This window comes from Enterococcus wangshanyuanii (assembly GCF_002197645.1).
Taxonomy (GTDB): domain Bacteria; phylum Bacillota; class Bacilli; order Lactobacillales; family Enterococcaceae; genus Enterococcus_L; species Enterococcus_L wangshanyuanii.
Genome location: NZ_CP021874.1, coordinates 2,105,705 through 2,129,430, shown reverse-complemented (window position 1 = coordinate 2,129,430; position 23,726 = coordinate 2,105,705). Strand labels below are relative to the sequence as shown.

Sequence of the window (23,726 nt, the reverse complement as noted above, 5' to 3'; positions counted from 1 at the left end):
GGAAGTAGTCATGATTGAATGGCTGCTTTTTTCTTTTAGAAAGAGAGGTTATTTTGATGGTTCGTTTTTTAACAGAAGAATTAGACAGAGATACTTTTGTGAAACAATATATCCAATCGTTTAAGCGAATTTTATTAGTAGGTGATGCCAATAAGCTATCTGCTCGTGAAGAATCGTTGTTGGAACTAGAAAAGAAATCTAGTGAGCTGTTCTTTGATACTTTTGTAAAACAACATGGGCGTGCGCCAGATGAAGATACTTTGTTGGAACAAGTAAAAGTAAATTTTTTGAAACGATCACATTTATTCAAACGTTCGGCGCAAGTCATTGATGAGGAACATTTTATTTTGTCTCATGTGGATCAAGTAAAAAGAATGAAAGAAATGAAACGGGAAGTTTTTGTAGAAGGGGGATACTCTTTCATTTTGGAAAGAGAGAAAAGGCTTGCTAGAGATTATTTCAGGAAACATGATGATTATCCAGAAGGCTATGAAGAACTAATTATTAGTCGATCAATAACAGCGGTCAATCGAGGATTAGAAAAACTAGCGACTGATTTTATGGACAGCTTCTCTTATTACTATAAAGACTATGTGAAAGGGAAAAATAAGTATGAACGGTAACAGAATAACACCAATTCTAAAACCGAAAAGTGAATTTTATAAAAAATATCATCATAAACCTGTCGTTGAAATGTTAGAAGATTACCGTTTTACGGTCATTGAAACACCGATTGATGATGAAGATATTGTTCATTTTGAAGAACATAAGAAGTTCATTTTAGAAAATGTTGGATTAAGTGATATTCCCTTTAATGTGAAAAAGGAATTTAGTGCGGAATATGCACTATCTGCAATAACGAGTGTGTTTGTGGAAGGACGATATACACGAACACCAACTGGCGAAAAGATGTATGGAAGCTATTTCTATTATTTTTACAAAGAAGGTTTTTCGCCTTCTGGCTATAAAGTCAATAGGCGAACATACGCTGACAGAGTAACAAAGTTAACTTTTTTGAAAACTTTTGAGAAACAATCAATTATGTTCAAAAAAATTGAGTAGAAAGAAGGTGATGAATCATGAAAAGTAATGAAATAAATCCATGTCAACATTGAAAAAAGGAGGTTTTTATATGACAAAGTTATTCCGTAAAATCGTTGTGATTGCGACAAGCTTATTTATTGTATTGTTCGTTGTTTCGTTTAAGTATTCAGCCGTGTTGTTATTGCTGGGTTCTTTTTTTTATGGGGTGTACCGAGTGTATTTGTTTAGTTATCAGAAATTGTGTCAATTATTGTCGGTAGAAACAGGAAAGGGAGTGACTAAGTGACATTTTTTAAGCGAATAAAATTAGAAAAACATAAACCAATGCAAACAAAAAAAGAAATGAAACCTCGCACTGCACGAGTGTTGGTATGGTCAGTATTATTCTTTTTAGTGTTATTAGTACCATTTAGCTATCTAAAGTCGCAACAAGCTCTTAATAAAGCAAAGGTAATCAGAAAAGAGACGGTTGCTATGATTGATAAAGCAAAAGGACAACTAGAAGGGCAGAGCGTGTCTGGTTCTCCGTTATATCAGCGTTGGCTTGATCCTTTTGTTAATGAGTATTTAACAGTACCAAAAGAAGAAAAAGCCTTTAAGGAACGACAAAAAACATTATCAAGCATGATGTCAGTTGATTTGAGCGATACGGTACGAACCAATACTACGCAAAAGCTAGTGAAAAAAGAATTGTATGATTTGAAAAAAGAACAAGATTTCTTAGTAGCGGTCTATCGTACAACCGTTGAAGTGACGAATCCAGTTGAAAAAGAGCGTGAAGTTACTAAAGACAAAAAGAAAGTGAAAGAAAAATATTTAGAAAATGTGACCACTGAAAAATCAATGTTGGTGAATATTCCATTTAAAGAATATGAGGGGCGATTTAAAGTAGTTGGTTTCCCTTACTATACGGATGAAATCGAACTAACAAAGGGTAAAGTTGATCCATTGGAACAAGAAAAAAATCTTGATACCGTAAAATTAGCTGATAGTGAAAAAGTAGAAAAATTTGTTGGTGAATTTTTAGATAAGTATTGTGAAGGCAACATAAAAGATATGAGATATCTTATGGCAAAGCCAGAAGCATTGAAAGGATATGAAGTATCAGACTTTAAAACGGATGTTAAAGCGAAAGATAAAAATTATGTTGTGTATGTGACCGTTTATTTAAGAGATCAAGAATCAAAAGAAGTACACAAAGAACAAATGAGCTTATTAATCAGTAAAAAAGAAAAGACATTTTTTGTTGAGAAAATGACACATTATATTGGAGGGATTGTGAATGACTGATTTATCAGTAAAGAAACAGATGAAAAAAAGAGTATGGCAACAACGAATTATTGTAGGATCATATGTGATGTTGTTATTTTTATTTAGCTATAATCCTGTATTTGCAGAGGGAGCGATTAATCTATCTTCATTTACAAATCAGGTGCTAAGTTGGGTAGGTAGTATTATTGGTGTATTGGCAGTTGTTCAAGCGGTTAAAGAATGGCAACAAGGATCACCAGCAAAAATGGTGATTACAGTTGTGGTTGCAATGTTCCTATTTTGGTTTGCTAGTTCTCCAGAAACTGTATTGAACAAAGGGAATGACCTGTTTAGTTCTATTTTTGGTGGGTAGCATGAATACGTCTGGAGAGATACGGAAATATATATCGGTCGCTCCAGCGTACGCAATCATTTGTAAAGGAGAATAGGATGAAAGGAAAACAAGAGAAATATATATTTGATTATCGTGAACCTTTTAATGCACCAACGATGGTACGAGAATTAACAAAAAAGTTTAAATTAAGTCGTGCGTATGCTTCACAAGATATTGTCGTTGTGATCGCTTCTTGTGCAGTATTGGGGTTGTTTTTTTGGAAAGTAGCGTTTGGATTGAACCGTTTTACGATTCTTTTTACAGGTGTTTGTAGTTATGGGCTAATGACGATTCTTAATCGATATGAACCAGAAGGAAAGACACCGTTTAAATTTGTTTATGATTATGCGGTGTATTTGTGGGAATGGCAGTTGCCGAAGTGGTCATTCTATCAGGATGAAAAAGTAAAAATCAATCATGAAAAATGTGTGTACGAACAAGAAAAAGTGAGTGATTTTATGATTGAAGAAGAATTGCCACCTATGCAGTATTTTCCAATGATTCGTATTCATGATGAATTACAAAAAGTAGATCGTTTTAGAAAAGTAGCTGATAAATTAGATTTTACTGATCGTTATTATCAGCGAATAAAAGAAACGCAAAGTGAATCGAGTGTTTGGATCAATTTAACACGAATGAATCAGAAAAAGTAACTCAAGTAATTATTGAGCTACTTTTTTATTTTTTAAGGGAGGGATATTTTGAAATTACAAAGTTCATTAGGTAAAATTTATAAAAATTTGCTGATAACAAAAACAAATGATGTGTGGGCGTATTATAAAGTACCATTAACGGATATGAGTTCAAGAAATGTCAATAAGCAAGAGGACTACAAACGAAAGCAAGAACAATTTTTTGCTGGTCTATCAAAGTATAAAGACATTGATATTCAAATTAATCCATTTTCTATGAATATAGAGAAGCGGTTTGAAGAATTTTCAAGAGAATATGATCCACAATTCTTTGATTTAGCAAAAAACATGGAAGAACGCTCCATTGCGATGATCGAAAAAGAACTGAAGCAATTAACAACCGAAAATTATTATATTGGTGTGCGAATTAATGGTGTGGGTTCAGCTCGTACATTAAAAGGCAAGGTACAAGAAGTCTGTGAAGGGGCAATCGCTAAAGTTTTGTCTAGCAGTGGCTATCAACTAGCGATTGATAAAGAGTTTTTAGAGCGGTATGCAGTAACCGAGGAAGTCTTATTTCAACATATGGGTATGGTCAATGCTTCTCGTGTGTCAGGTGATGAAATGGCTCATTTTTACAATTACCATTACATACGAGGGACGAAAGAATCTATGAGTGTAACGAGTGAACTATCAAGTAACTATAGCATTACTGATACTGTCCTTGATCCAAATGAACACGCTGGAATTATTGAAATGCGTTCAAAAGCAGGCTTAAAGTATGTTTCGTTCTTACCTATCGCAAAATTCAAACCAAATTTAAGAAAAAATCATGTGGTTCAGTTATCACAAGAATTACCATTTCCAGTTGAATTTCATTTAAAGGGGCATTTTGAACCGTTAAAAGGCGGTGGCGGTATTGAAAATAAGAAAGAACGTTCCAATCGAAAATTAAAAAATGTGGCTCGTGAATCTTATGAGGGGGGCGATCAGGAAAGTAAAAAAGGCAAGTTAAATCGCTTTATGTTGCGTGATTTAGAAGAAAAAATAGACAATAAAACACCTATTTTAAAATGGATTGCCTGTTTTGCGGTTTTTGGTGACACACCTAGTGAATGTCAAAAGCGATCGTCAGCCGTTATTAATTTAATTGATTCTGCCAAAGTGGAAGTCGTCAATGGAACAGCCGATCAAATGAAGCTATTTCATAAATATTTACCAGCCGAACCGTTGTTTAATACGAAAGATTGGCTACACTATACAACCGTTGAAGGGTTGTCAGAAATGATGATCGGCTTAGATAATCGAGTAGGGGATAATATCGGTTTTCCAATTGGGTGTGTAAGCAATCTGTCAAACGTGAATGGCAAACGAGTAGAGGAAATAGCGAAGGCATGCCGAAAACGTGTGTTGTACAATCCGTTTTTAGCTAGTGAACAAGTATTAGGGAAAGTGTCTGATAGTCCGCATATTGCGATTACTGGACCGACAGGGGGCGGTAAATCATTTCTTGCGAAATTCTTATTTGTATTGAGTAGTTACATGAAAGGTCGGGGATTATATGTTGATCCTAAGTCCGAGTACAAAAAATGGATCATGCGAGTGATAAATAATAAAAAGTATCAGAAAAAATATCCATTGTTTATTTCCTATTTGAAAGAGTACCACTTTGTCACGCTTGATCCAGATAAAAAAGAAAATTGGGGCGTACTTGATCCTATTTGTTTCTTAACTGGTGCAGATGCAAAAGATACAGCAGAATCTATTTTTGAACAAATCTATGACTTTTCAGATAAAGAGGATGCACGTGTGGAAATGTTGCGGAATGTGAAAAAAGTGATTGCAGAGCGTGAAGCGGGTGAAAAAGTAGGTCTAATGCATGTCATTACACGAATGAAGCAATCGAATAATGAAGAAGTGAAGAAAAGTGGTAATGCTTTATTTGAAATTGTAGAAGGCAGTACATTACAGTTAGCATTTTCTTATGGTGATACAGAAGGGTTGAATTTAACAAATAAGGTAACGATTTTAGAAATTGCTGGATTAAAATTGCCGAAAGCAACGGATGATCCCAGAAGTTATTCAGCAGTACAAAAGAAAAATATTGCATTGATGTTGCCTTTAGGGAAGTTCTGTGAACAATTCGGAAAGCGTGACTATGCGGAACACACGTATGTTGCCTTTGATGAAGCGTGGATATTCACGGTTGCTCGCGGGGGATCAGATGTTGTAGCCGATATGCGAAAAGTCGGTCGATCACAAAATAATCAATTAATTTTAATTACACAATCGATTCGTGATGTCAATACGGATGATGAGAGCGGAAACTTCGGTCGTATTTTTGCGTTTGATAAAACAGATGAACGAGAGCTGATTTTAGAACATATGGGCTTAGAAGTGAATGAGGATAACTTAGACTGGTTAGCCACTATGCCAGCAAGACATTGTCTGTATAAAGATTTGTACGGTCGTGTGAATCGTATTCTAGTGTATTGTCCGTTTGAAGAATTAATTGAAATGTTCAAAACAGTTGAAGAAACAACAACAGGTCGATCAGAAGAAATGTTCGCTGCTTAAAAAAGAAAGGAGGATATTTGTTGATATTACGTGAATTTTTTGATGATAAATCCATACAAAGTCTATTTTCTTTTGAAGGCTCGTTTTGGGGGTTTGGCTTAGATGAAAAAGGAATGGGCATGTTACATTCTGTGTTAACTATTCCTTTTTCTTTAGCAAAAATGCTCGCAAACATGGTCGATACAGCGATTGAAAAATTATATACGCTCAATCTACTAAGTGAAAGTGTGGATAGTATTTTAACAACAGCGCAAAGCATTTGGAATCAATTTTTCAATATGTTTGGGCTGTTTTTCTTTGCAATGGTCATTATGTATGTGGTGAAAGATTACTACTTTAAAAGTGGCGGACGTGCGTTTGTCCGTCTATTTATCTTTTTTGTTATCTTAGGGTTTGGGAACGGCTTTTTCTCTAATGGTGGTCAAACGATTAAAGATTTTAACGCTATTAGTGGTCAACTACAAGCCGATTTAACAGCAGTGGTTTCACCTGATATTTCAGAATTGAACAATTCGTTGTATAAGGAGCTTGGCGGTGAAGGCAAACAAACAAGTACAGATTCGATACGAAATAGTTTTTATACAATGACCGTGTTAAAACCGTGGGCGTTGATTAATTTTGGTAAAACAGATATTAAAGCTGATAAGTATAAAGAGTTTTTAGTTGTCAAAGGAGAAGATAAGAAAGCTAAAAATGAAAAAATAGAGAAAGCGATCAAAGAATCGAGCGAAAATAATTATTATATGAGTTCAGATAGCTTTCATGAAAAATTCTTTATTGGCTTAACAACCCTTGTGAATGTCATTGTCTTAGGTGCGGTGGTCTTAGTGATTTCCATTTTGAATCCGTTATTGCAGTTGCTGGCATTGTTATTGATCTTAGTGTTTCCAATTCTGTTGGGTATTTCCTTATTTCCAGACAAAGAAGATGTCGCAAAAAATGGCGGTGCCTTGTTAGTTGGGATTTTCTTTTTCAAAGGATTGTTAGGCTTAGGCTTTGGTTTAGTCTTTCTATTGTTTGATTTAGTGGATCGTTTCTTTGGTGGCGCAAATTTAGATTCGTTTTTACTCAGTTTTGTACTAAAAGCTGGGGCATTACTTATTATTTGGCGAAAACGGAATACCATTATGAATTTAGCGAAAGGAAATAAGGTTAGTGTTAGTGAGCTAGGTTCTACGAAAGACTTTTCTAATGAAGCGGATTTCTTTAAAAATGGACGAAAAAGCAAGCGGACTCAACGAACTGGTATTGATGAAATACCGGATGAATTGGAACCATCAGGAACTATTCCGAGAAATTATAGTGATTATGAGCATGTTGGGGCAAGAGATGATGCGATTTTAAATAGTACAGTAGATAATTTGTCAACAGATCGTATTTATCATGAACAATCACCGAATGAATTATCAGGAATGAACCACATGTCTCAATCGGAAACGTCAACTTGGGATAGTATCTCAATGGATGGATCAGATCAAGCAACAACGAACCTATCGGAACTTTCTAATGATATGGATAGTGTTGTGATTCCTCAAAGTGGAACGCCTTATTCGTCTATACCGTCACATTTAATGCCCGAAGATGATGAGGATGTAAGAAGCCGTCTTAGAGCAAATCAACATAATCCTTACGCAAGTATTGTACTAGATAATGAAGATGAAGAAGAACTTCAAAAACGAATGGCGCAATCTGGCGTGTATTCTTATGAACAAGAAAATGAATCGTTTGATCCAATTTCTTCTTATCAAGAAGAACCACCAGCAATGAATGAGTATAAGGATCATGTGTCTTACAATCAATCAATACCAGATTTACGGATTGTAGACGAAGCATATTTTGAAAGCTTAGATCGTGAATTGTCTGGTTTACGTGGGGATTCGATAGATGAGGGTGAACAACTGTATGCGTAACAAGATAAAAAGAAAAGTGATTGGCTTGTTTGTAGTGGTAAGTTTTTTTAGCTTACCGCAACTTTCATTGTTGGGTGGTGGGAGTGAAAAAGAATATCAGGCTAGTGATGAATCGACAGGCTCTATTAATTTGTCACCAGAGGTGTTACTTCACCGTCCAATGGTTGAAAAGTATGCAAAACTAGAAGGGATTCCAAATGAAGTGGATGTATTACTCGCAATTATGATGGTTGAAACTGGCGGTCGTGGGCGTGATGTGATGCAAAGTAGCGAAAGTATGGGGTTACCAGTCAATACATTAGATGTAGAACCTAGCATTGCACAAGGAGTGAAGCATTATAAAGGGTGTATTGAGGATGCCAAAGCATTAGGCAATGATAAGTGGACGGCGGTTGCTTCTTATAACTTTGGGCGCAATTACAATAATTATGTTTCTAATAATGGACATAAGCATAGTACAGAATTAGCGGATAAATATAGTTTGACCATTGTTGCGCCTTCGTTGGGAAATTCAACAGGCACGAGGTATTCGTACCCTAACCCTGTGGCAATCCCTTATAATGGAGGTTATTTGTATTTAAATGGTGGAAATTTCTTTTATGTTTTATTGGTTCAACAATATTTAACGTTAAATAGTAACGGCAGTGGTAGTGGAACAAATAGTGCGACTGGCTGGAAGAAAAAAGCGGTTGAATTAGCTTTAAAAGATGTTGGACAGTCATTTCCTACTGGCTGGGGTGGACGTGGTGAATGTATTGTAGCTGTTCAAGGATGGATCAATGGTGCAAAGGCTGGAACGTTTATTCCGGGCGGTGTCAGAACTGGTTATCTTCAATCGGGGGCAAAAGAAGTGGCTTGGAATCAAGCAAAATCAGGTGATGTTATCCAATATGAAAATTTAGGGAATCCAGATTTATTTGATACAGGTGTTCATACTATGTTGGTTGAATCAGTCAATAAAGACGGCACTATTAATATAATAGAAAGTAATAATCCCGGTGGCTCTGGTTTAGTCGGACAACGAAAGGGAATCACGAATAGTGCGCCTAGTGGTTGGCGTGCAGTTGTATGGCGCTTTGCAGATTAGGAGGAAAAAAGGTGAATGTAAAAAATATGATTATCGGTATGGGGCTAGTGCTTGTTTGTGGTGTTTTGTTTTATCAACGATCAACAGCGCAAGACTTAAAAAAGCAAGTGGTAAAACAGGAGCAAACAATCAGTCAATTAGAAAAGAAAGTGAAGGAAAAAGAAACGATTATTGAAGAACTACCAGAAGTTCAGGAAGAAAAACAAAAACATGATGGTCAAGTATTCAATGAACAGTTTTTAGAAGCTTACTTCACGTATAAGGATTTAGAAACTCGTGAAGCATTTAGTGTGCCAATGTTAACAAAGGCTTGTAGTGAAGAATTAAAGTTGGGTGTCTATGATAAAGATTTTCCAGCAAAATCTTACTTAGTAAGTCATGAATCCTATTATGCCAATGGACAAGAAAATGAACTGGTCTCTTTAAATAGTGTAGAAGTTACAACTATTATGAATCAAATTCAAACAACGACAACCTCAACTTATCGAATTAATTTAAAAAAAATTAGTGGAAATTGGTTGATCGACCATGTGGAATTTTTAGGAAGTCAAATGAAATGAAAAACAGTTGATATTAAAGTAGCTAAAGATAAAATATTAAACAATACACTGAAACAGGAATAGTAACAGGATAGCCTTTCTCTGTAGGGAAAGGCTATTTTTAGATGTTAGGAGAGGAAAAATATGAAATTAGTAGTTGAAAAAAATGTGTTGATCGAATTAGGTTATGGAAAATATCAAGCTGAGGACATTATTCGTCAAGCTAAAGCAGTGATGGTTTCAAAAGGCTATGTATATTATCTAAATAAACGTTTAGGATTAGTACCAGTTGAAGCGGTAGAAGAAATATTAGGTTACAATTTAAAGTCTATTGCAAAGGAAGTGCCACATGGTTAATTTTAAGAAGGATAAGAGAGGAAAATATTATTTTACTGCTAGTTTAGGTTTTGATTCTGTAACAGGTAAAAGGATTCAAAAAATGAGGTCAGGTTTTAATACTGTGAAAGAAGCAAGAGAAGCGTATGCAGAAATAATAAGTAATTTTGGTAAAAGTGCATATTCTCAAAATAGTACAATGCTATTTGAAGAATTTTTGAATACAATATTTTTACCTTATTATAAAGGACGAGTAAAAGAAAGAACATATACTAATCGTCTTAATGCAATAAAAATGCACTTCAGTTTTTTCTTTAAAATGAAATTGACAGGAATTAAACCAATACATATTCAAAAATGGCAAAATGAACTTTCTGAAAACTATGAGAACTCTTATATACGTAATATATTTGGTTTATTTCAAATGTCTTTAGATCGTGCAGTTGTATTAGGAATGATCCCCTCGAATCCTGCTAAAGTGGTAGGGAATGTTAAAAAAAGTAAAAAAGAAATTGATTTTTGGACAAAAGAAGAGTTTGAGAAAGTAGTAAAAACATTCTATATTGAAGATTATTATCAGCATTTTTCATTTATTTGTATATGGTTATTGTTTATGACAGGAATGAGAATTGGAGAAGCTACTGCTTTAACTTGGGATAATGTGAATTTAGATGAAAAATTTTTGCAAGTAAAAAAATCTTTATACTATAAAAATGCTGATACATATGAGTTTGTAGAGCCTAAGACACGTGCAAGTATACGCACAATTTATTTAGATGACGATACTGTTCATTTCTTAAGAGATTGGAAAAATAGGCAAGATGAAATGGGAGGGATAAAGTTTGTTTTGTCTTATAATTCTGTTCCAACACAAAAGCATACAGTTCGATATATTATAAAGAGACATGCAAAATTAGCAGAAGTACATGATGTGAGAATACATGCTCTTAGACATTCACATGCTTCACTTTTAATTAGTATGGGAAAGAACGCTTTATTGATAAAAGAACGTTTAGGACATGAAGATGTTCAAACTACTTTAGGAACTTACGGACATTTATACCCGAATAGTTCTAATGAAATTGCTGATGATTTGAAAGGAATGGTTAATGTAGAATTTACAAATCAGAATATAGCTCCAGAAGTGACAAACCAGTTTACTAAAGAAGTAAAAAAGAAAGTGTGATAAAACTGTGATAATGAAAAAGGAAAACCTCTAAAAACGTCATTATATCAACGCTTTTGAGGTTTTCTCTGTCATTCCCACTCAACAGTAGCAGGTGGCTTACTCGTAATATCATAAACAATCCGATTCACATGATCCACTTCATTCACGATCCGCACAGAAATCTTCTGCAACACATCCCAAGGAATTCTAGCAAAATCAGCTGTCATCCCATCGATCGAAGTCACTGCACGAATACCCACAGTATAATCATACGTACGACCATCACCCATCACACCCACACTACGGATGCCAGGTAATACAGTAAAGTACTGCCAAATATCACGATCTAAACCAGCATTGGCGATCTCTTCGCGTAAAATCGCATCAGAATCACGCACGATTTCTAATTTTTCTTCCGTAATTTCACCAAGTACACGAATCCCTAAACCAGGACCAGGGAATGGTTGGCGCCAAACTAGCGCTTCAGGCATGCCTAATTCGATTCCTAAGGCACGAACTTCATCTTTAAATAACGTATTCAACGGTTCGATCAATTCAAATTGCATATCTTCTGGCAATCCGCCCACGTTATGGTGAGATTTGATCGTTTGTGCTGTTTCAGTTCCGCTTTCTACGATATCAGTATAAAGGGTACCTTGGGCTAGGAAGTCGATACCGTCAAGTTTTGTTGCTTCATCATCGAAAACATATACAAATTCATTCCCAATGATTTTGCGTTTTTCTTCTGGGTCAGAAACGCCAGTTAATTTATCTAAGAAACGTTTTTTCGCATCTACTTTAATGATGTTCAAGCCGAATTTTCCAGCTAAACTATCCATCACTTGTTCTGCTTCGCCTTTGCGCAATAAACCATGATCTACAAAGATACAAGTCAATTGATCGCCAATAGCTTTTTGTAAAAGTACACCAACAACGCTTGAATCCACGCCGCCTGAAAGGCCAAGAAGGACTTTTTTATCGCCAACTTGTTCGCGGATTTTGTTGATTTCCATTTCTATAAAGTTGCCCATTGTCCAGTCGCCTTCGCAATGACAAATATCAAAAGTAAAATGACGTAATAAGTCATTCCCATATTCAGAGTGACGAACTTCTGGATGGAATTGCACACCGTAAAGGTTGCGGTCTGTATTTTGAACTGCTGCAAACGGACAATCTGAACTAGTTGCAACTGTTTCGAAGCTATCAGGAATAGCGGCAACTAAGTCGCCATGACTCATCCAAGCGATTTGTTTTTCAGGCGTTCCTTTGAAGATCGGTGAATCAGGAATTAAAAGAGATAGCTCTGATTTACCATATTCACGGTTGCCAGCAGGTTCAACTTTTCCGCCTAGGTTATGCATCATCAGCTGCATACCGTAGCAAATCCCCAAAATTGGAATTCCTAGCTCATAAATTTCAGGATCGATCTGGAAGGCATTTTCGTCATACACACTATTGGGTCCACCAGAGAAAATAATCCCTTTAGGAGCTATTTCGCGAATTTCATCCGCTGTGATTCGGTGGCTCAAAAGTTCTGAGAACACGCCAAACTCACGAATACGTCGAGTAATCAATTGGTTATACTGACTACCAAAGTCTAAAACAATAATTTTTTCGACAGTTGTCAAATCGGCAACATTGGTCACATTTATTACCCCTATCCATTTAGATTTATCTAAAAAGAGGTTGTAAAAAAAGCGTTTAGGTTCGATCCAAGAAGGAACAACACGCGAATGCTGCGTCTTGTACTTTTCAACATCAAATCGCTAGGCTCTTTGTGTTTCAAAGCAAGAAACCTGCTCTTTTTACACCGTTTATGGAGAATTTTCCGTTAAGAAAATTCTGACCCCTTTAGAATCAAATTAAGTAGTACATATTTCTTTTAGTACTTCCGCATAAAGATCTTATCAATGATATGATTTTCAGTCTTATGAAGTATAATATCCGCTCTGCCTCGTGTTGGCAAGATATATTCCTCCAAGTTTTTCAAATTGACATTTTTCCAAACTTCCTTCGCCATCGCAAAGGCTTCATCACGGTCGCCGATCGCATATTGATAATAGTAATTATCCGGTTCAAGAAAGGCTGTATCCAGCAAAGCGCCGAAACGTTCTAAGTACCACTTTTCGATCAGCTTAGGCTCGGCATCGATAAAGACTGAAAAGTCGAAGAAGTCGCTGACATAGATTTGTTGATTGGCTGGCAGTTGAAGCGTATTGATTCCTTCAACGATCAAAATATCCGGCTGCTGAATCACTTCATACTCGTCTTCGATAATATCATAGACACTATGAGAATAAAGCGGTGCTTTGATTTCGTCCTGACCGTTTTTGACTTGGTTCAAAAAATCGATCAGCTTTTCCATGTCGTAGCTTTCAGGAAACCCTTTGCGATCCATGATGCCTTTTTCCTCAAGGACTTTATTCGGATACAAAAAGCCGTCCGTTGTGATCAGCTGGACATTGCGGCGTTTGAAGGTTCTAGCTAAAATCGTCTGCAAGAGACGTGCCGTGGTACTTTTCCCAACAGCTACGCTTCCTGCAATGCCGATAATAAATGGCGGAACAGGGACATACTCATGCAAAAACAACCCTTTGCTGACAGTCAAAGACTCGAATTCCTTCATATATAAATGAATCAAATGCGTCAATGGGACATAAATATCCTGCACGTCCTGCAGTGAGATTTGGTCATTGAAGCCTTTGATGTTTTCTAGTTCTTCTTCTGTCAACGGTGCTTTACCATTATGATAGAAGCCTTGCCATTCCTCTCTGGAAATGGGGTAGTAATTCATTTTATCGTCCATAATTCCTCCACCAAAGCCAACATTTTAACGCAAGAACCGATTTATTCGCTTTTTTAGCTAAAAAGGGCTCTTTCCGTCTTATTTTAACACAATTTAACTAGACCTAACACCATTAATGAGAGAAATCTTTGCTTCGCCAAAAGTAATCATTCAGTGGTATGATAAATAGAGAAAAAAGTCTTGGAAGGAGACTGAGAAATGAAAAAATTAGTTCTATTTGGTGATAGCATCACAGCAGGCTACGGAGAAGAGGCGATCACGCCGATTTTACAAAATCTGATCACGGAGGATCTAGCCGCGCAACAGTTAGAGGATATTCAGATCGTCAATGCAGGATTTCCAGGAAATACAACAGAAGATGCGATGAAACGTTTAGAAAAAGGCGTACTGGCTGAGCAGCCAGATATAGTGACTATTTTCTTTGGTGCTAATGATACGAATAGTGATAATTTGGTACCGTTAGAAAAGTATGCGGAAAATATTGAAAGGATGGTCCAAAAAATCGGTGCAGAAAAAGTAATTTTATTAACGCCGCCTTATGTCGATTGCGGCCGAAAACCAACAAGAGATGATGACCGGATTCGGACATATGTGGAACGAGTAAAAGTCATTGGAGAAAAATATCAGCTTCCTGTGATCGACATGTATCAAGCAATGGTCGTTTATCCTGGCACAGACGAGTTTTTACAAGCAGATGGGCTGCATTTTTCTAGAACAGGCTACGACTTTTTAGCTGCCTTGATTGTTCGGGAAATAAAAGGTAGACTGATGACAAAAGAAAATAGTTAGGAAGAAGAAAATGGCGAATCATTATTATACAGAAAAACCGGATCTTGCTCACGATCTAGAGCAGTGGTCTTTTGAATTAAGAGGAAAGAAATTTCAATTTTTGACAGACAGTGGCGTTTTTTCCCGCAATACCGTTGACTTTGGTTCTCGGGTATTGATCGATGCGTTTGATTGGGAAGAATTGCCAGAAGGTCGTTTGCTGGATGTTGGCTGCGGTTATGGTCCGATAGGGCTGACCCTTGCTTCGTTGAGCGGAAGAATGGTCGAAATGATCGATGTCAATCAACGAGCCGTTGCATTGGCACAAGAGAATGCTAAGAAAAATCAGGTGGAAAATGTAGATATTCACCCATCGAACATTTATGCGGATCTGCACGAAAAACAGTACGCTGCGATCATCAGCAATCCACCGATCCGAGCAGGAAAAAAAGTCGTTCATGAGATTTTGAGCGAAGCGCATCCGCTCCTTGTCACAGGTGGTACGCTGACTGTCGTGATCCAGAAAAAACAAGGCGCACCTAGTGCTGAGAAGAAAATGCTGGATGTATTCGGGAACGTAGAAATCGTGACAAAGGATAAAGGGTATTATATTTTGAAAAGTGTCAAAGAATAATCTAATCGACATGTAAAGGCAGGCGATCAATGGTCTGTCTTTTTTTTGCAAGCAAAAAAGCCATCAGCTGCGACTATCTTTTTATGCCCCATTCCTCTAAAATGAACCTATAAGATCAAAAGACAGGAGTGCGTTTCAATGGTGACGATCAAAGATGTAGCAAAAAGAGCTGGCGTATCTGTCGCGAGCGTTTCCAGATATATCAATAAAAATGGTTATGTAAGAAGCGAAACAGGAGAAAAAATCGCTGAAGCGATCGAAGAATTGAATTATGTTCCAAATGAAGTAGCCCGCTCCTTATTTCAGAAAAAATCAAAAATCATCGGCGTACTTTTACCGGATATTGCCAATCCTTATTTTCCGCTTTTAGCTAAAGGAATAGAAGAAACTTTGATCAAAAATGGCTATATGATGCTCTTGGCAAATACCTCAGATTCAGAAGAACAGCTGCAGCAGTATATTACGACCTTCATTCAAAATAATGTGAGTGGAATCATTACCGCATTGCCGATCGATCCGATCGAAGGGATCTCTGTAGTTGGGATCGACCGTGTTTATGAAGGGAATTTTACAAAAGTGCTGCCGGATGATTACTTGGGCGGACAAATTATTGGGACAGAGATTTTGAAGACAGCATTCAACAAGCTATTGATCATTACTGGTAGTTTATCTTTTGAAAGTGCTAGAAAACGATTAAAGGGCTTGACGGATACCTTGGAAGCAGAAAAGCTTGCGTATGAAGTGTTTGAAACGAGTTCGTTCAATGTGGATGAGGTCGATAAAATTTCAGAGACGTTTTTTGAAAAGTATCAAGGTGTTGATACAGTAATCGCTTCAAATGATTATCTTGCACTGAAGATCATGCAAAAGGCACAGCAAAGAGGCTTGAACATCCCAGAAGATTTACAAATCATGGGGTATGACGGGATTCCTTTTGCTGATATGACCTACCCAAAATTAACCACGATCAAGCAGCCGGTTTATGATATTGGGGAGACGGCAGCGATGTTGATGGTCGATCTTTTAACGGGTGAAGAGCAGCAAAAGAGTGAAACAATTTTACCAGTCTCACTACAAAAAGGAGAAAGTTTGCGCTGAAAGGGTTTACATTTCCATCGAAAGATGTTAATGTATGGTCATAGGTAACCGGTTACACATTCTGGATGGAGATGAGAAAATGAAGAAAGTAGCAGTAATAGGTAGTATATCAATGGATTTTGTCGTAACAACCAATATAATCCCGAACCAAGGCGAAACAGTTGTTGGTGAGGCATTTCAGACATTTTTTGGCGGTAAAGGGGCGAATCAAGCGATCGCATTAAGTCGATCAGAACTAGATGTATTTATGCTAGGAGCTGTTGGCAACGATTCTTTTGGACGGTCGCTGATCGATAATTTGAAAAACAATGGTATCAACACAGCGATGATCCAAACCCATGATAATGTTGAGAGCGGCTCAGCGCATATTCAAATCAAGGATGGTGATAATCGAATAATTATCGTACCAGGTGCAAATGACTTGATTTCAGTCGAGGTCGTTCAATCTTACCGTGAAAAACTAGAGCAAATGGATATGATCGTTTTGCAAAATGAAATGCCGATGGAAACGATCGAATATTTGATCGAGTTTTGTTCTGAGCGTCAGATCGCTGTGTTATACAATCCAGCACCGGCAAAAGAAATTTCTGAAAGATACTTGAATAAAGTCACATATTTAACTCCGAATGAACATGAGGCACTGTTATTATTTCCAAACCAAAGTCAAGAAGAAATGCTGCGCAATTATCCGAACAAACTGGTCATCACCCTTGGGGATCAAGGTGCTGTTTTCTTTGATGGAGAAAAACAAATCACTGTTCCAGCTAAAAAGGTAGATACTGTTGTGGACACGACGGGAGCTGGAGATACATTTAATGGTTATTTCGTTAAAGGAATTTTAGAAGGCTTATCGATCGAAAAAAGTTTAGCACTTGGAAATGCCGCATCAGCAATCGCGATTCAAACAAAAGGCGCGCAAAGTGGGATTCCAGCATATGAGAAGGTGGCGGCAACTGTATGAAAAAACGTGGGATTTTAAATTCAGAGATCGCAAAAGTAGTTGACGATCTAAGACATACAGACCGAATCATCATTGGTGATTGTGGCTTGCCTGTACCGGAACATATCAAAGAAATCGATATTTCCTTGAAACAAGGCACCCCCTCTTTTTACTCCGTTTTAGAGCTGATTCTAGCAGAAGTTGCGGTAGAAAAGGCAATAGTAGCGAGTGAAATCAAGGAAAATAATACGGAACTTCATGAAAAAATAAAAGGCGTTCTTCCTTCTATTGCGTATGTTTCTCATGAAGAGTTTAAACAATTGAGCAATGATGTGAAGGTGATCATCCGTACAGGAGAAGATACACCATATGCAAATGTGATTTTACAGTCCGCTGTAATCTTTTAGAAAGTGAGAGGAGCAGTCTCATGGAAGTGAAAATGGTAGCGATCAGCAAAAGTTTTGGAACAAATAAGGTGCTGGAAGGGGTGGATTTTGAACTGAAATCAGGTGAAATCCATGCCTTGATGGGCGAAAATGGTGCAGGAAAATCAACATTAATGAATATTCTGACGGGATTGCATAAGCGTGATGCGGGGAAAATTTATATCGATGGTACGGAACGATACTTTAAAAACGCAAAAGAAGCAGAGGAATTTGGGCTCACATTTATTCACCAAGAAATGAATACGTTTTCTAATATGACGGTCTTAGAAAATATGTACCTAAATAGAGAGTTAAAGACGAAGTTTGGTTTGTTAGATACGAAAAGGATGGCGGCAGAAGCGCTGAAAATATTTGACGAACTGCATATTTCTTTAGCACTGGATGCTCAGGTCGATACGCTGTCTGTTGGTCAGCAGCAGATGCTGGAAATCGCCAAATCATTGATGACAAATGGAAAAGTTCTGATCATGGATGAACCGACCGCGGCACTTTCAGAAACGGAGATCGATAACTTATTCAAGATTATTCGCGGGTTGAAAGACAAAGGTGTTGCAATTGTTTACATTTCACATCGAATGGAAGAAATTTTTGCTTTGTGCGATCGGATCACTGTGATGCGTGATGGAATATCTGTCAGCTTATATCAAATTTCAGAAGTCGACGTGAATCAAATCGTCCATGATATGGTTGGTCGTGATATCGGTGATTTTTATCCCGAAAAAAATAATCCGATCGGCGAAGTCAAATTTGAAGTTAGAAATTTAAGCTCAAAAGGAGGGTTTCAAGATATATCTTTTTCTGTGAAAGAAGGAGAGATTCTTGGCTTTTCAGGGCTGATGGGTTCCGGCAGAACAGAGATCATGCGGGGGATTTTCGGGATCGATACGTATGACTCAGGAGACATTCTGCTGAATGGAGAGAAAATCGCTATCCATAAGCCTTCAGAGGCGATAAAAAAGGGAATTGGGTTCCTCACTGAAAACCGAAAAGATGAAGGGCTGATCCTTGATTTTAGTTTAGAGGACAATATTTTATTGCCTTCGGTGGATGAATTTAGTAAACGCGGGTTACTGGAGCAAAAAACGATCGACGATTTTGTAGAGTTATTATTGAAACGTTTAACAGTCAAAGCTGAAAATAAGGAGGTTCCAGCCAGCAGTTTATCTGGTGGGAATCAGCAGAAAGTCGTTCTAGCGAAGTGGATCGGTATTGGTCCGCAAGTTTTGATTTTGGATGAACCAACAAGAGGTGTCGATGTAGGTGCCAAAAGGGAAATTTATCTTTTGATGAATGAGCTGGCAGAGCGCGGTGTTGCGATCATCATGATCTCAAGTGATTTACCGGAAGTGATGAGTGTAAGTGATCGAATCGTTGTAGTCAGAGAAGGACAGATTGCAGGCGAAGTAGTGAAAGCTGATGCCTCACAAGAAAAAATTATGAACTTAGCTACAGGAGGAAACTGATCATGGAAAATACTAAAAAGAAAAAATTTGCTCTCGGTTCTTTAGGTCCATTGTTAGCTTTGATTGCTTTAGTGATCGTTGTGACCGTATTGAATCCAAGCTTTATTACACCGAATAATCTGCTGAATCTACTGCGTCAGGTGTCCATCAATGCGTTGATTGCCTTTGGGATGAGCTTTGTTATTTTGACTGGCGGGATTGATCTGTCTGTTGGCTCAACGCTTGCTTTATCTGGGGCACTGACAGCCGGGCTGATCGCAAATGGCATTTCTCCTATATTGGCGATGCTGGTAGGAATGGTTTTAGGCGCATTTTTGGGACTGATCAATGGTCTTTTGATCACAAAGGGAAAAATGGCACCTTTTATTGCAACCTTGGCAACGATGACGATTTATCGTGGGGCAACCCTTGTTTATACAGATGGTAACCCAATTACAGGAATCGGCGACAGCTTCATTTTTCAGTTTATGGGAAAAGGCTATCTATTTGGCGTTCCATTTCCAATTTTCGTTATGCTGATTTTCTTTCTATTATTATATGTTCTTCTGCACAAAACCGCCTTTGGTAAAAAGACATATGCTGTCGGAGGGAATTTGAAAGCGGCAGAAATTGCAGGAGTCAAAACGGATCGAGTTCAAATGATCATCTATACGATCTCCGGTTTGATGGCCTCTATTTCAGGGATCATTTTAACGTCCCGCTTAAATTCAGCTCAGCCAACAGCAGGACAGGCGTATGAGATGGATGCAATTGCAGCAGTTGTGTTGGGCGGAACGAGTTTGTCTGGCGGGAAGGGTCGTTTGTTTGGCACGCTGATTGGGGCGCTGATCATCGGAACGATCAATAATGGATTGAATTTATTAGGTGTTTCTAGTTTTTATCAACAAATCGTCAAAGGATTAGTCATTATTATTGCAGTGTTACTGGATAGAAAACAAAATAAATAATCAAATAAGGGAGAGAAACAACATGAAAAAACTGTTTATTTCGATGATGGCCGCGGGGTTACTTTTATCAGGGTGTGGAGCAGCAACTTTAGGAGACAATGAGTCAAAAGGAGATACGAAAACAGAGGAGAAAAAAGCAGCAGATCTAAAAGTCGGTGTAAGTATTTCCACATTGAATAATCCGTTTTTTGTTTCAGTCAAAGATGGAATCACCACATTGGCAGATGAAAACAAAACGAAAACGATCATCTCAGATGCACAAAATGATGCCTCCAAACAAAGTAATGATATCGATGATCTGATCCAGCAAAAGGTAGATGTAATTTTAGTCAATCCAGTAGATTCTTCTGCGATTCAGCCAGCTGTTGAAGCAGCAAATGAGGCGAATATTCCAGTGATCGCATTAGACAGAAGTTCTGATGGCGGAGAAATTTTGACATTAGTCGCTTCTGATAATGTGAAAGGTGGGGAAATGGCCGCTGATTTCATCATCGAAAAAGTGGGTAAAGGCGCGAAAGTAGTTCAACTTGAAGGAACTCCCGGTGCTTCTGCAACACGTGAGCGTGGAAAAGGATTTGAGAATATTGCAAAGAATGATCTGGATGTCGTACAAAGCCAGTCAGCGGATTTTGACCGTGCGAAAGGCTTGAGTGTGATGGAGAACATTCTACAATCCAATTCGGATATCAAAGCTGTTTTTGCACAAAATGATGAAATGGCTCTTGGGGCAGTCGAAGCGCTCAAGGCAGCAGGGAAAAAAGATGTCTTAGTTGTAGGATTTGATGGAAATGAGGATGGAATCAAAGCAGTCGAAGCTGGAACGATGGGGGCAACGGTTGCACAACAACCAGTCGAAATGGGTAAATTGGCCTTACAGGCAGCGTATGATCACTTTGAAGGGAAAGAAGTTGAAAGTAAAATCGACTCACCATTAGAATTAATGGAAGCAAAATAAGCAAAGCAAAAACAAAGGTTGAAATGAAGTGTTCAACTTTGGAAACTAAGTGCATCGATTTTTAGCATCTTTGATACTAAAAATGGATGTGATTTAGTAGTAGTTTTCATTTCCACCGTCTATTCATTTTTAAAGGGATTGGGGCGTAACTCGTAGAGTTACGCCCCAATCTTTTTTGTGAAATGATCAAAAGGCTGCAATACCATCGATTTCGATTTTAAAAGCTGGATCGATCAGGCCGGCAACAATGACGAGCGTCGCTGTTGGTTTTGAACTGCCGACAAAAGCAGCAAGCTTTTCTCTAGCTCCTGATAGATAATCAACATGAGTAAGGTAAATCGTGATTTTTACTAACTCTTCTACAGTCAATCCATTTTCCTCCAATGCAGCTTGGATTTTTTCTAGAACTATGTCCATTTGTTCTGAGATCGTTTCAGGAGTGAAGCCGTCTTTACTTGGCGTTTGACCAGAAATATACAAGCTTTTGCTTCCTGCAATTTTTGTGCTTTGATAGATAGCCATCAGTGAATCCCTCTTTTCAAGTTTTTTTGAGTATAACACAATTGAAAAGGATTTTTGCGGAAAAGAGGTATCTATATTTTTTATAGGAATAACTATATTTTGTTTATTCTTATTTTTGGTTGAAAGCGCTATAATTTCGTTGTGAATAAGTTGAAGAAAGGAGTTGAGCAGATGAAAAGAAAGTCAAAGCGTGCGCTTTTCTTTTCAAATATTTGGCGGTATAAGGCATTGATCCTAATGGCTGTTCCGGCGATGGTCTGGATGATCTTCTTTTTTTATATTCCAGTTTTGACCAATGTCGTAGCGTTTAAGGATTTTCATATTTCCCCAGATGGTTTTATTGCAAGTTTGAAAGAAAGTCCATGGGTTGGCTGGGAGAACTTCAAGTTTTTATTTTCTTCCAATGATGCCTTTTTGATTACGAAAAATACAGTGTTGTACAACGTGACCTTTATTACTTTGAACCTTGTCATTTCTGTATTTTTTGCAATCGTGATGAGCGAGCTTCGGAATAAACGCTTGGTGAAAGTGTATCAAACGATGTCACTGTTGCCGTATTTCTTATCGTGGGTCATTATCGGGTATTTTGTTTATGCCTTTTTAAGTCCAGATAAGGGGATTTTCAATCAGTGGATTTCAAGCCAGGGAGGAACACCGATCAACTGGTATAGCGAAGCAAAATACTGGCCGTTTATTTTAGTCTTTATTGGTACCTGGAAAGGAATCGGCTATAACAGTATTATTTATTTTGCTTCTGTTATGGGCATCGATCCAACCTATTATGAAGCTGCGATGGTCGATGGAGCCAGCAAATGGCAGCAGATCAAAAATGTGACGATTCCCCAATTATTACCGCTGATGACGATCATGACGATTTTAGCTGTAGGGAATATTTTTAGAGCCGATTTTGGGTTGTTCTATAATGTTCCTCGAAATTCAGGTGCTTTATATGAAGTAACTTCTGTTTTAGATACGTATATCTTCAATGGATTGACTGCCACGGGTGATATCGGGATGACAGCAGCAGCTGGTTTATATCAATCCACAGTTGGATTTGCTTTATTGATGATCACCAACGGAATCGTTCGTCGTTTTGACAGTGAATCGGCATTATTCTAAGAAGGAGTGAAAACATTGAAGAAAAAGCCCGTGTCAAAAGTAGAAATTCGTTCATTTAATAAACCGGTCAATCTATTCTTTAATCTATTGATCGCTGTTTTTGCTCTCTCGTGTATCTTGCCGTTTTTGTTTGTTGTGGCAATCTCGTTCAGTAGTGAAACAGCCTTGGCAGCCAATGGTTATAGTTTTTGGCCGCAAGATTTCAGCGTATTTGGTTATACGTATTTATTTGGTCAAATGAATGATAAAATTATTCAAGCGTTGATGGTGACCTTGTTAGTCACGGTTTTAGGAACATTGATCAATAGTACAGCAACGTCATTATATGCCTATGTGATCTCTAGATCGAACTTTCCCTTCCGTCGTTTTTTTACCGTATTTTGTTTGATTACGATGCTGTTTTCCCCAGGGATGGTAGCCAATTATTTGGTTATGACGAATTTACTGCAGTTGAAAGATACGATTTGGGCATTGATTTTGCCAATGGCCGTTAGTCCGTTTAATATTATCGTGATGCGGACATTTTTCAAACGGTCTGTGTCAGATTCGATCATTGAATCAGCGCGGATCGATGGCGCATCTGAGTTGCGGATTTTTGTACAGATCGTTTTACCATTAGCCGTTCCCGGAATTGCGACAATTAGTTTGTTTGCAGCTTTAGGGTATTGGAATGATTGGTTCAACGCACTATTGTATATTCAAAAAGATAGTTTAGTTCCACTACAGTATTTATTGATGAAGATTCAAAATAACATTCAGTATCTGACTCAAAATGCTGGAGCCAGCAGCCAATTATCTGGTGGGATGGCGGCGATTCCAGGTGAATCTGCTCGAATGGCGATCGTCGTGATTTCTACACTGCCGATCGCGATAAGCTATCCATTTTTCCAAAAGTATTTTGTAAAAGGTTTGACGATCGGTGGAGTGAAAGAGTGATCCAATAAGTCTACTGAAGGGAAAAAGAGATTCAGTAGACTTATAAATGGTATAAATATAGACTGTTTTTGAGTTGAATCAGTAGAGAGAGAAAAAGCGCTTCACGCAGATAGTGAAACGTCTCTGTTCTTAACAAGTGTCGATCATAAATTTA

At 37.7% G+C, this 23,726-nt stretch carries 25 protein-coding genes; 22 read left to right on the top strand and 3 right to left on the bottom strand.

The annotated features are described in order from the left end of the window. Positions 1 to 56: 56 nt before the first annotated feature. The 12 genes from CC204_RS10535 to CC204_RS10480 all read left to right on the top strand — a co-directional run bounded on the left by CC204_RS10535 (position 57) and on the right by CC204_RS10480 (position 10,956). Positions 57 to 623: a hypothetical protein gene (locus tag CC204_RS10535; protein WP_088271695.1), complete on the top strand. Its 567-nt coding sequence runs from the start codon at positions 57 to 59 to the stop codon at positions 621 to 623. Beyond that, positions 613 to 1,062: a hypothetical protein gene (locus CC204_RS10530; RefSeq protein ID WP_088270087.1), complete on the top strand. Its 450-nt coding sequence runs from the start codon at positions 613 to 615 to the stop codon at positions 1,060 to 1,062. The genes CC204_RS10535 and CC204_RS10530 overlap by 11 nt, the downstream gene beginning before the upstream one ends. Positions 1,063 to 1,132: 70 nt before the next feature. Further along, positions 1,133 to 1,330: a hypothetical protein gene (locus tag CC204_RS10525; protein ID WP_088270086.1), complete on the top strand. Its 198-nt coding sequence runs from the start codon at positions 1,133 to 1,135 to the stop codon at positions 1,328 to 1,330. After that, complete coding sequence (locus CC204_RS10520; protein WP_088270085.1) at positions 1,327 to 2,334, top strand: conjugal transfer protein; 1,008 nt, start codon at positions 1,327 to 1,329, stop codon at positions 2,332 to 2,334. The genes CC204_RS10525 and CC204_RS10520 overlap by 4 nt, the downstream gene beginning before the upstream one ends. After that, positions 2,327 to 2,668: a TcpD family membrane protein gene (locus tag CC204_RS10515; protein WP_088270084.1), complete on the top strand. Its 342-nt coding sequence runs from the start codon at positions 2,327 to 2,329 to the stop codon at positions 2,666 to 2,668. Before CC204_RS10520 ends, CC204_RS10515 begins: the two co-directional genes overlap by 8 nt. Before the next feature lie 77 nt (positions 2,669 to 2,745). Then, positions 2,746 to 3,342 (top strand): TcpE family conjugal transfer membrane protein, encoded by a 597-nt coding sequence (locus CC204_RS10510; protein WP_088270083.1) that lies wholly within the window; start codon positions 2,746 to 2,748, stop codon positions 3,340 to 3,342. 48 nt (positions 3,343 to 3,390) lie between these two features. Continuing rightward, positions 3,391 to 5,898, top strand: a complete 2,508-nt coding sequence (locus CC204_RS10505; protein WP_227011128.1) for an ATP-binding protein — start codon at positions 3,391 to 3,393, stop codon at positions 5,896 to 5,898. Between the two features lie 20 nt (positions 5,899 to 5,918). After that, complete coding sequence (locus tag CC204_RS10500; RefSeq protein ID WP_088270082.1) at positions 5,919 to 7,808, top strand: CD3337/EF1877 family mobilome membrane protein; 1,890 nt, start codon at positions 5,919 to 5,921, stop codon at positions 7,806 to 7,808. Then, positions 7,801 to 8,895, top strand: a complete 1,095-nt coding sequence (locus CC204_RS10495) for a lysozyme family protein (RefSeq protein ID WP_088270081.1) — start codon at positions 7,801 to 7,803, stop codon at positions 8,893 to 8,895. The genes CC204_RS10500 and CC204_RS10495 overlap by 8 nt, the downstream gene beginning before the upstream one ends. Positions 8,896 to 8,906: 11 nt before the next feature. Continuing rightward, positions 8,907 to 9,455 (top strand): hypothetical protein, encoded by a 549-nt coding sequence (locus CC204_RS10490; RefSeq protein WP_088270080.1) that lies wholly within the window; start codon positions 8,907 to 8,909, stop codon positions 9,453 to 9,455. A gap of 123 nt (positions 9,456 to 9,578) precedes the next feature. Continuing rightward, a complete protein-coding gene (locus tag CC204_RS10485) occupies positions 9,579 to 9,791 on the top strand; it encodes a DUF3173 domain-containing protein (RefSeq protein ID WP_088270079.1) in 213 nt (70 codons plus the stop codon). Further along, positions 9,784 to 10,956: a site-specific integrase gene (locus tag CC204_RS10480; protein ID WP_088270078.1), complete on the top strand. Its 1,173-nt coding sequence runs from the start codon at positions 9,784 to 9,786 to the stop codon at positions 10,954 to 10,956. The genes CC204_RS10485 and CC204_RS10480 overlap by 8 nt, the downstream gene beginning before the upstream one ends. A 71-nt stretch (positions 10,957 to 11,027) precedes the next feature. Here CC204_RS10480 and guaA read toward each other — a convergent pair whose 3' ends face one another. Both guaA and coaA read right to left on the bottom strand, forming a co-directional pair. Next, entirely contained in the window at positions 11,028 to 12,584 is a 1,557-nt protein-coding gene (gene guaA / locus CC204_RS10475; RefSeq protein ID WP_088270077.1) for a glutamine-hydrolyzing GMP synthase, read from the bottom strand. A 236-nt stretch (positions 12,585 to 12,820) separates the two neighbouring features. Further along, positions 12,821 to 13,744 carry a type I pantothenate kinase gene (coaA, locus tag CC204_RS10470; RefSeq protein ID WP_088270076.1) on the bottom strand — a complete coding sequence of 308 codons (924 nt, stop codon included), beginning with the start codon at positions 13,742 to 13,744 and terminating at the stop codon, positions 12,821 to 12,823. Between the two features lie 198 nt (positions 13,745 to 13,942). On the opposite strand from coaA, the gene CC204_RS10465 reads away from it, so the two are divergent. The 8 genes from CC204_RS10465 to CC204_RS10430 all read left to right on the top strand — a co-directional run bounded on the left by CC204_RS10465 (position 13,943) and on the right by CC204_RS10430 (position 20,995). Then, a complete protein-coding gene (locus tag CC204_RS10465; RefSeq protein ID WP_088270075.1) occupies positions 13,943 to 14,533 on the top strand; it encodes an SGNH/GDSL hydrolase family protein in 591 nt (196 codons plus the stop codon). 10 nt (positions 14,534 to 14,543) lie between these two features. Beyond that, on the top strand, positions 14,544 to 15,146 hold the full coding sequence (locus CC204_RS10460; protein ID WP_088270074.1) for a class I SAM-dependent methyltransferase: 603 nt from the start codon (positions 14,544 to 14,546) through the stop codon (positions 15,144 to 15,146). A 138-nt stretch (positions 15,147 to 15,284) separates the two neighbouring features. Further along, positions 15,285 to 16,244 carry a LacI family DNA-binding transcriptional regulator gene (locus CC204_RS10455; protein ID WP_088270073.1) on the top strand — a complete coding sequence of 320 codons (960 nt, stop codon included), beginning with the start codon at positions 15,285 to 15,287 and terminating at the stop codon, positions 16,242 to 16,244. A 79-nt stretch (positions 16,245 to 16,323) separates the two neighbouring features. After that, a complete protein-coding gene (rbsK, locus tag CC204_RS10450; protein WP_227011127.1) occupies positions 16,324 to 17,205 on the top strand; it encodes a ribokinase in 882 nt (293 codons plus the stop codon). Then, entirely contained in the window at positions 17,202 to 17,591 is a 390-nt protein-coding gene (gene rbsD, locus CC204_RS10445) for a D-ribose pyranase (RefSeq protein ID WP_088270071.1), read from the top strand. Before rbsK ends, rbsD begins: the two co-directional genes overlap by 4 nt. A gap of 20 nt (positions 17,592 to 17,611) precedes the next feature. Next, the gene (locus CC204_RS10440; protein ID WP_088270070.1) at positions 17,612 to 19,093 is read left to right on the top strand and encodes a sugar ABC transporter ATP-binding protein; all 1,482 of its coding nucleotides are present in this window, start codon (positions 17,612 to 17,614) and stop codon (positions 19,091 to 19,093) included. A gap of 2 nt (positions 19,094 to 19,095) precedes the next feature. Beyond that, positions 19,096 to 20,040 carry an ABC transporter permease gene (locus CC204_RS10435; protein ID WP_087641970.1) on the top strand — a complete coding sequence of 315 codons (945 nt, stop codon included), beginning with the start codon at positions 19,096 to 19,098 and terminating at the stop codon, positions 20,038 to 20,040. Between the two features lie 22 nt (positions 20,041 to 20,062). After that, positions 20,063 to 20,995 carry a D-ribose ABC transporter substrate-binding protein gene (locus CC204_RS10430; RefSeq protein ID WP_088270069.1) on the top strand — a complete coding sequence of 311 codons (933 nt, stop codon included), beginning with the start codon at positions 20,063 to 20,065 and terminating at the stop codon, positions 20,993 to 20,995. A 186-nt stretch (positions 20,996 to 21,181) separates the two neighbouring features. On the opposite strand, the gene CC204_RS10425 is transcribed toward CC204_RS10430, so the two are convergent. After that, complete coding sequence (locus CC204_RS10425; protein WP_088270068.1) at positions 21,182 to 21,517, bottom strand: RidA family protein; 336 nt, start codon at positions 21,515 to 21,517, stop codon at positions 21,182 to 21,184. Between the two features lie 171 nt (positions 21,518 to 21,688). Here CC204_RS10425 and CC204_RS10420 point away from each other — a divergent pair, with 171 nt between their 5' ends. Together CC204_RS10420 and CC204_RS10415 are read left to right on the top strand one after the other, a co-directional pair. Then, positions 21,689 to 22,636, top strand: a complete 948-nt coding sequence (locus tag CC204_RS10420; RefSeq protein WP_088270067.1) for an ABC transporter permease — start codon at positions 21,689 to 21,691, stop codon at positions 22,634 to 22,636. A gap of 15 nt (positions 22,637 to 22,651) precedes the next feature. Next, positions 22,652 to 23,572: a carbohydrate ABC transporter permease gene (locus tag CC204_RS10415; protein ID WP_087641974.1), complete on the top strand. Its 921-nt coding sequence runs from the start codon at positions 22,652 to 22,654 to the stop codon at positions 23,570 to 23,572. The last annotated feature ends 154 nt before the right edge of the window (positions 23,573 to 23,726 follow it).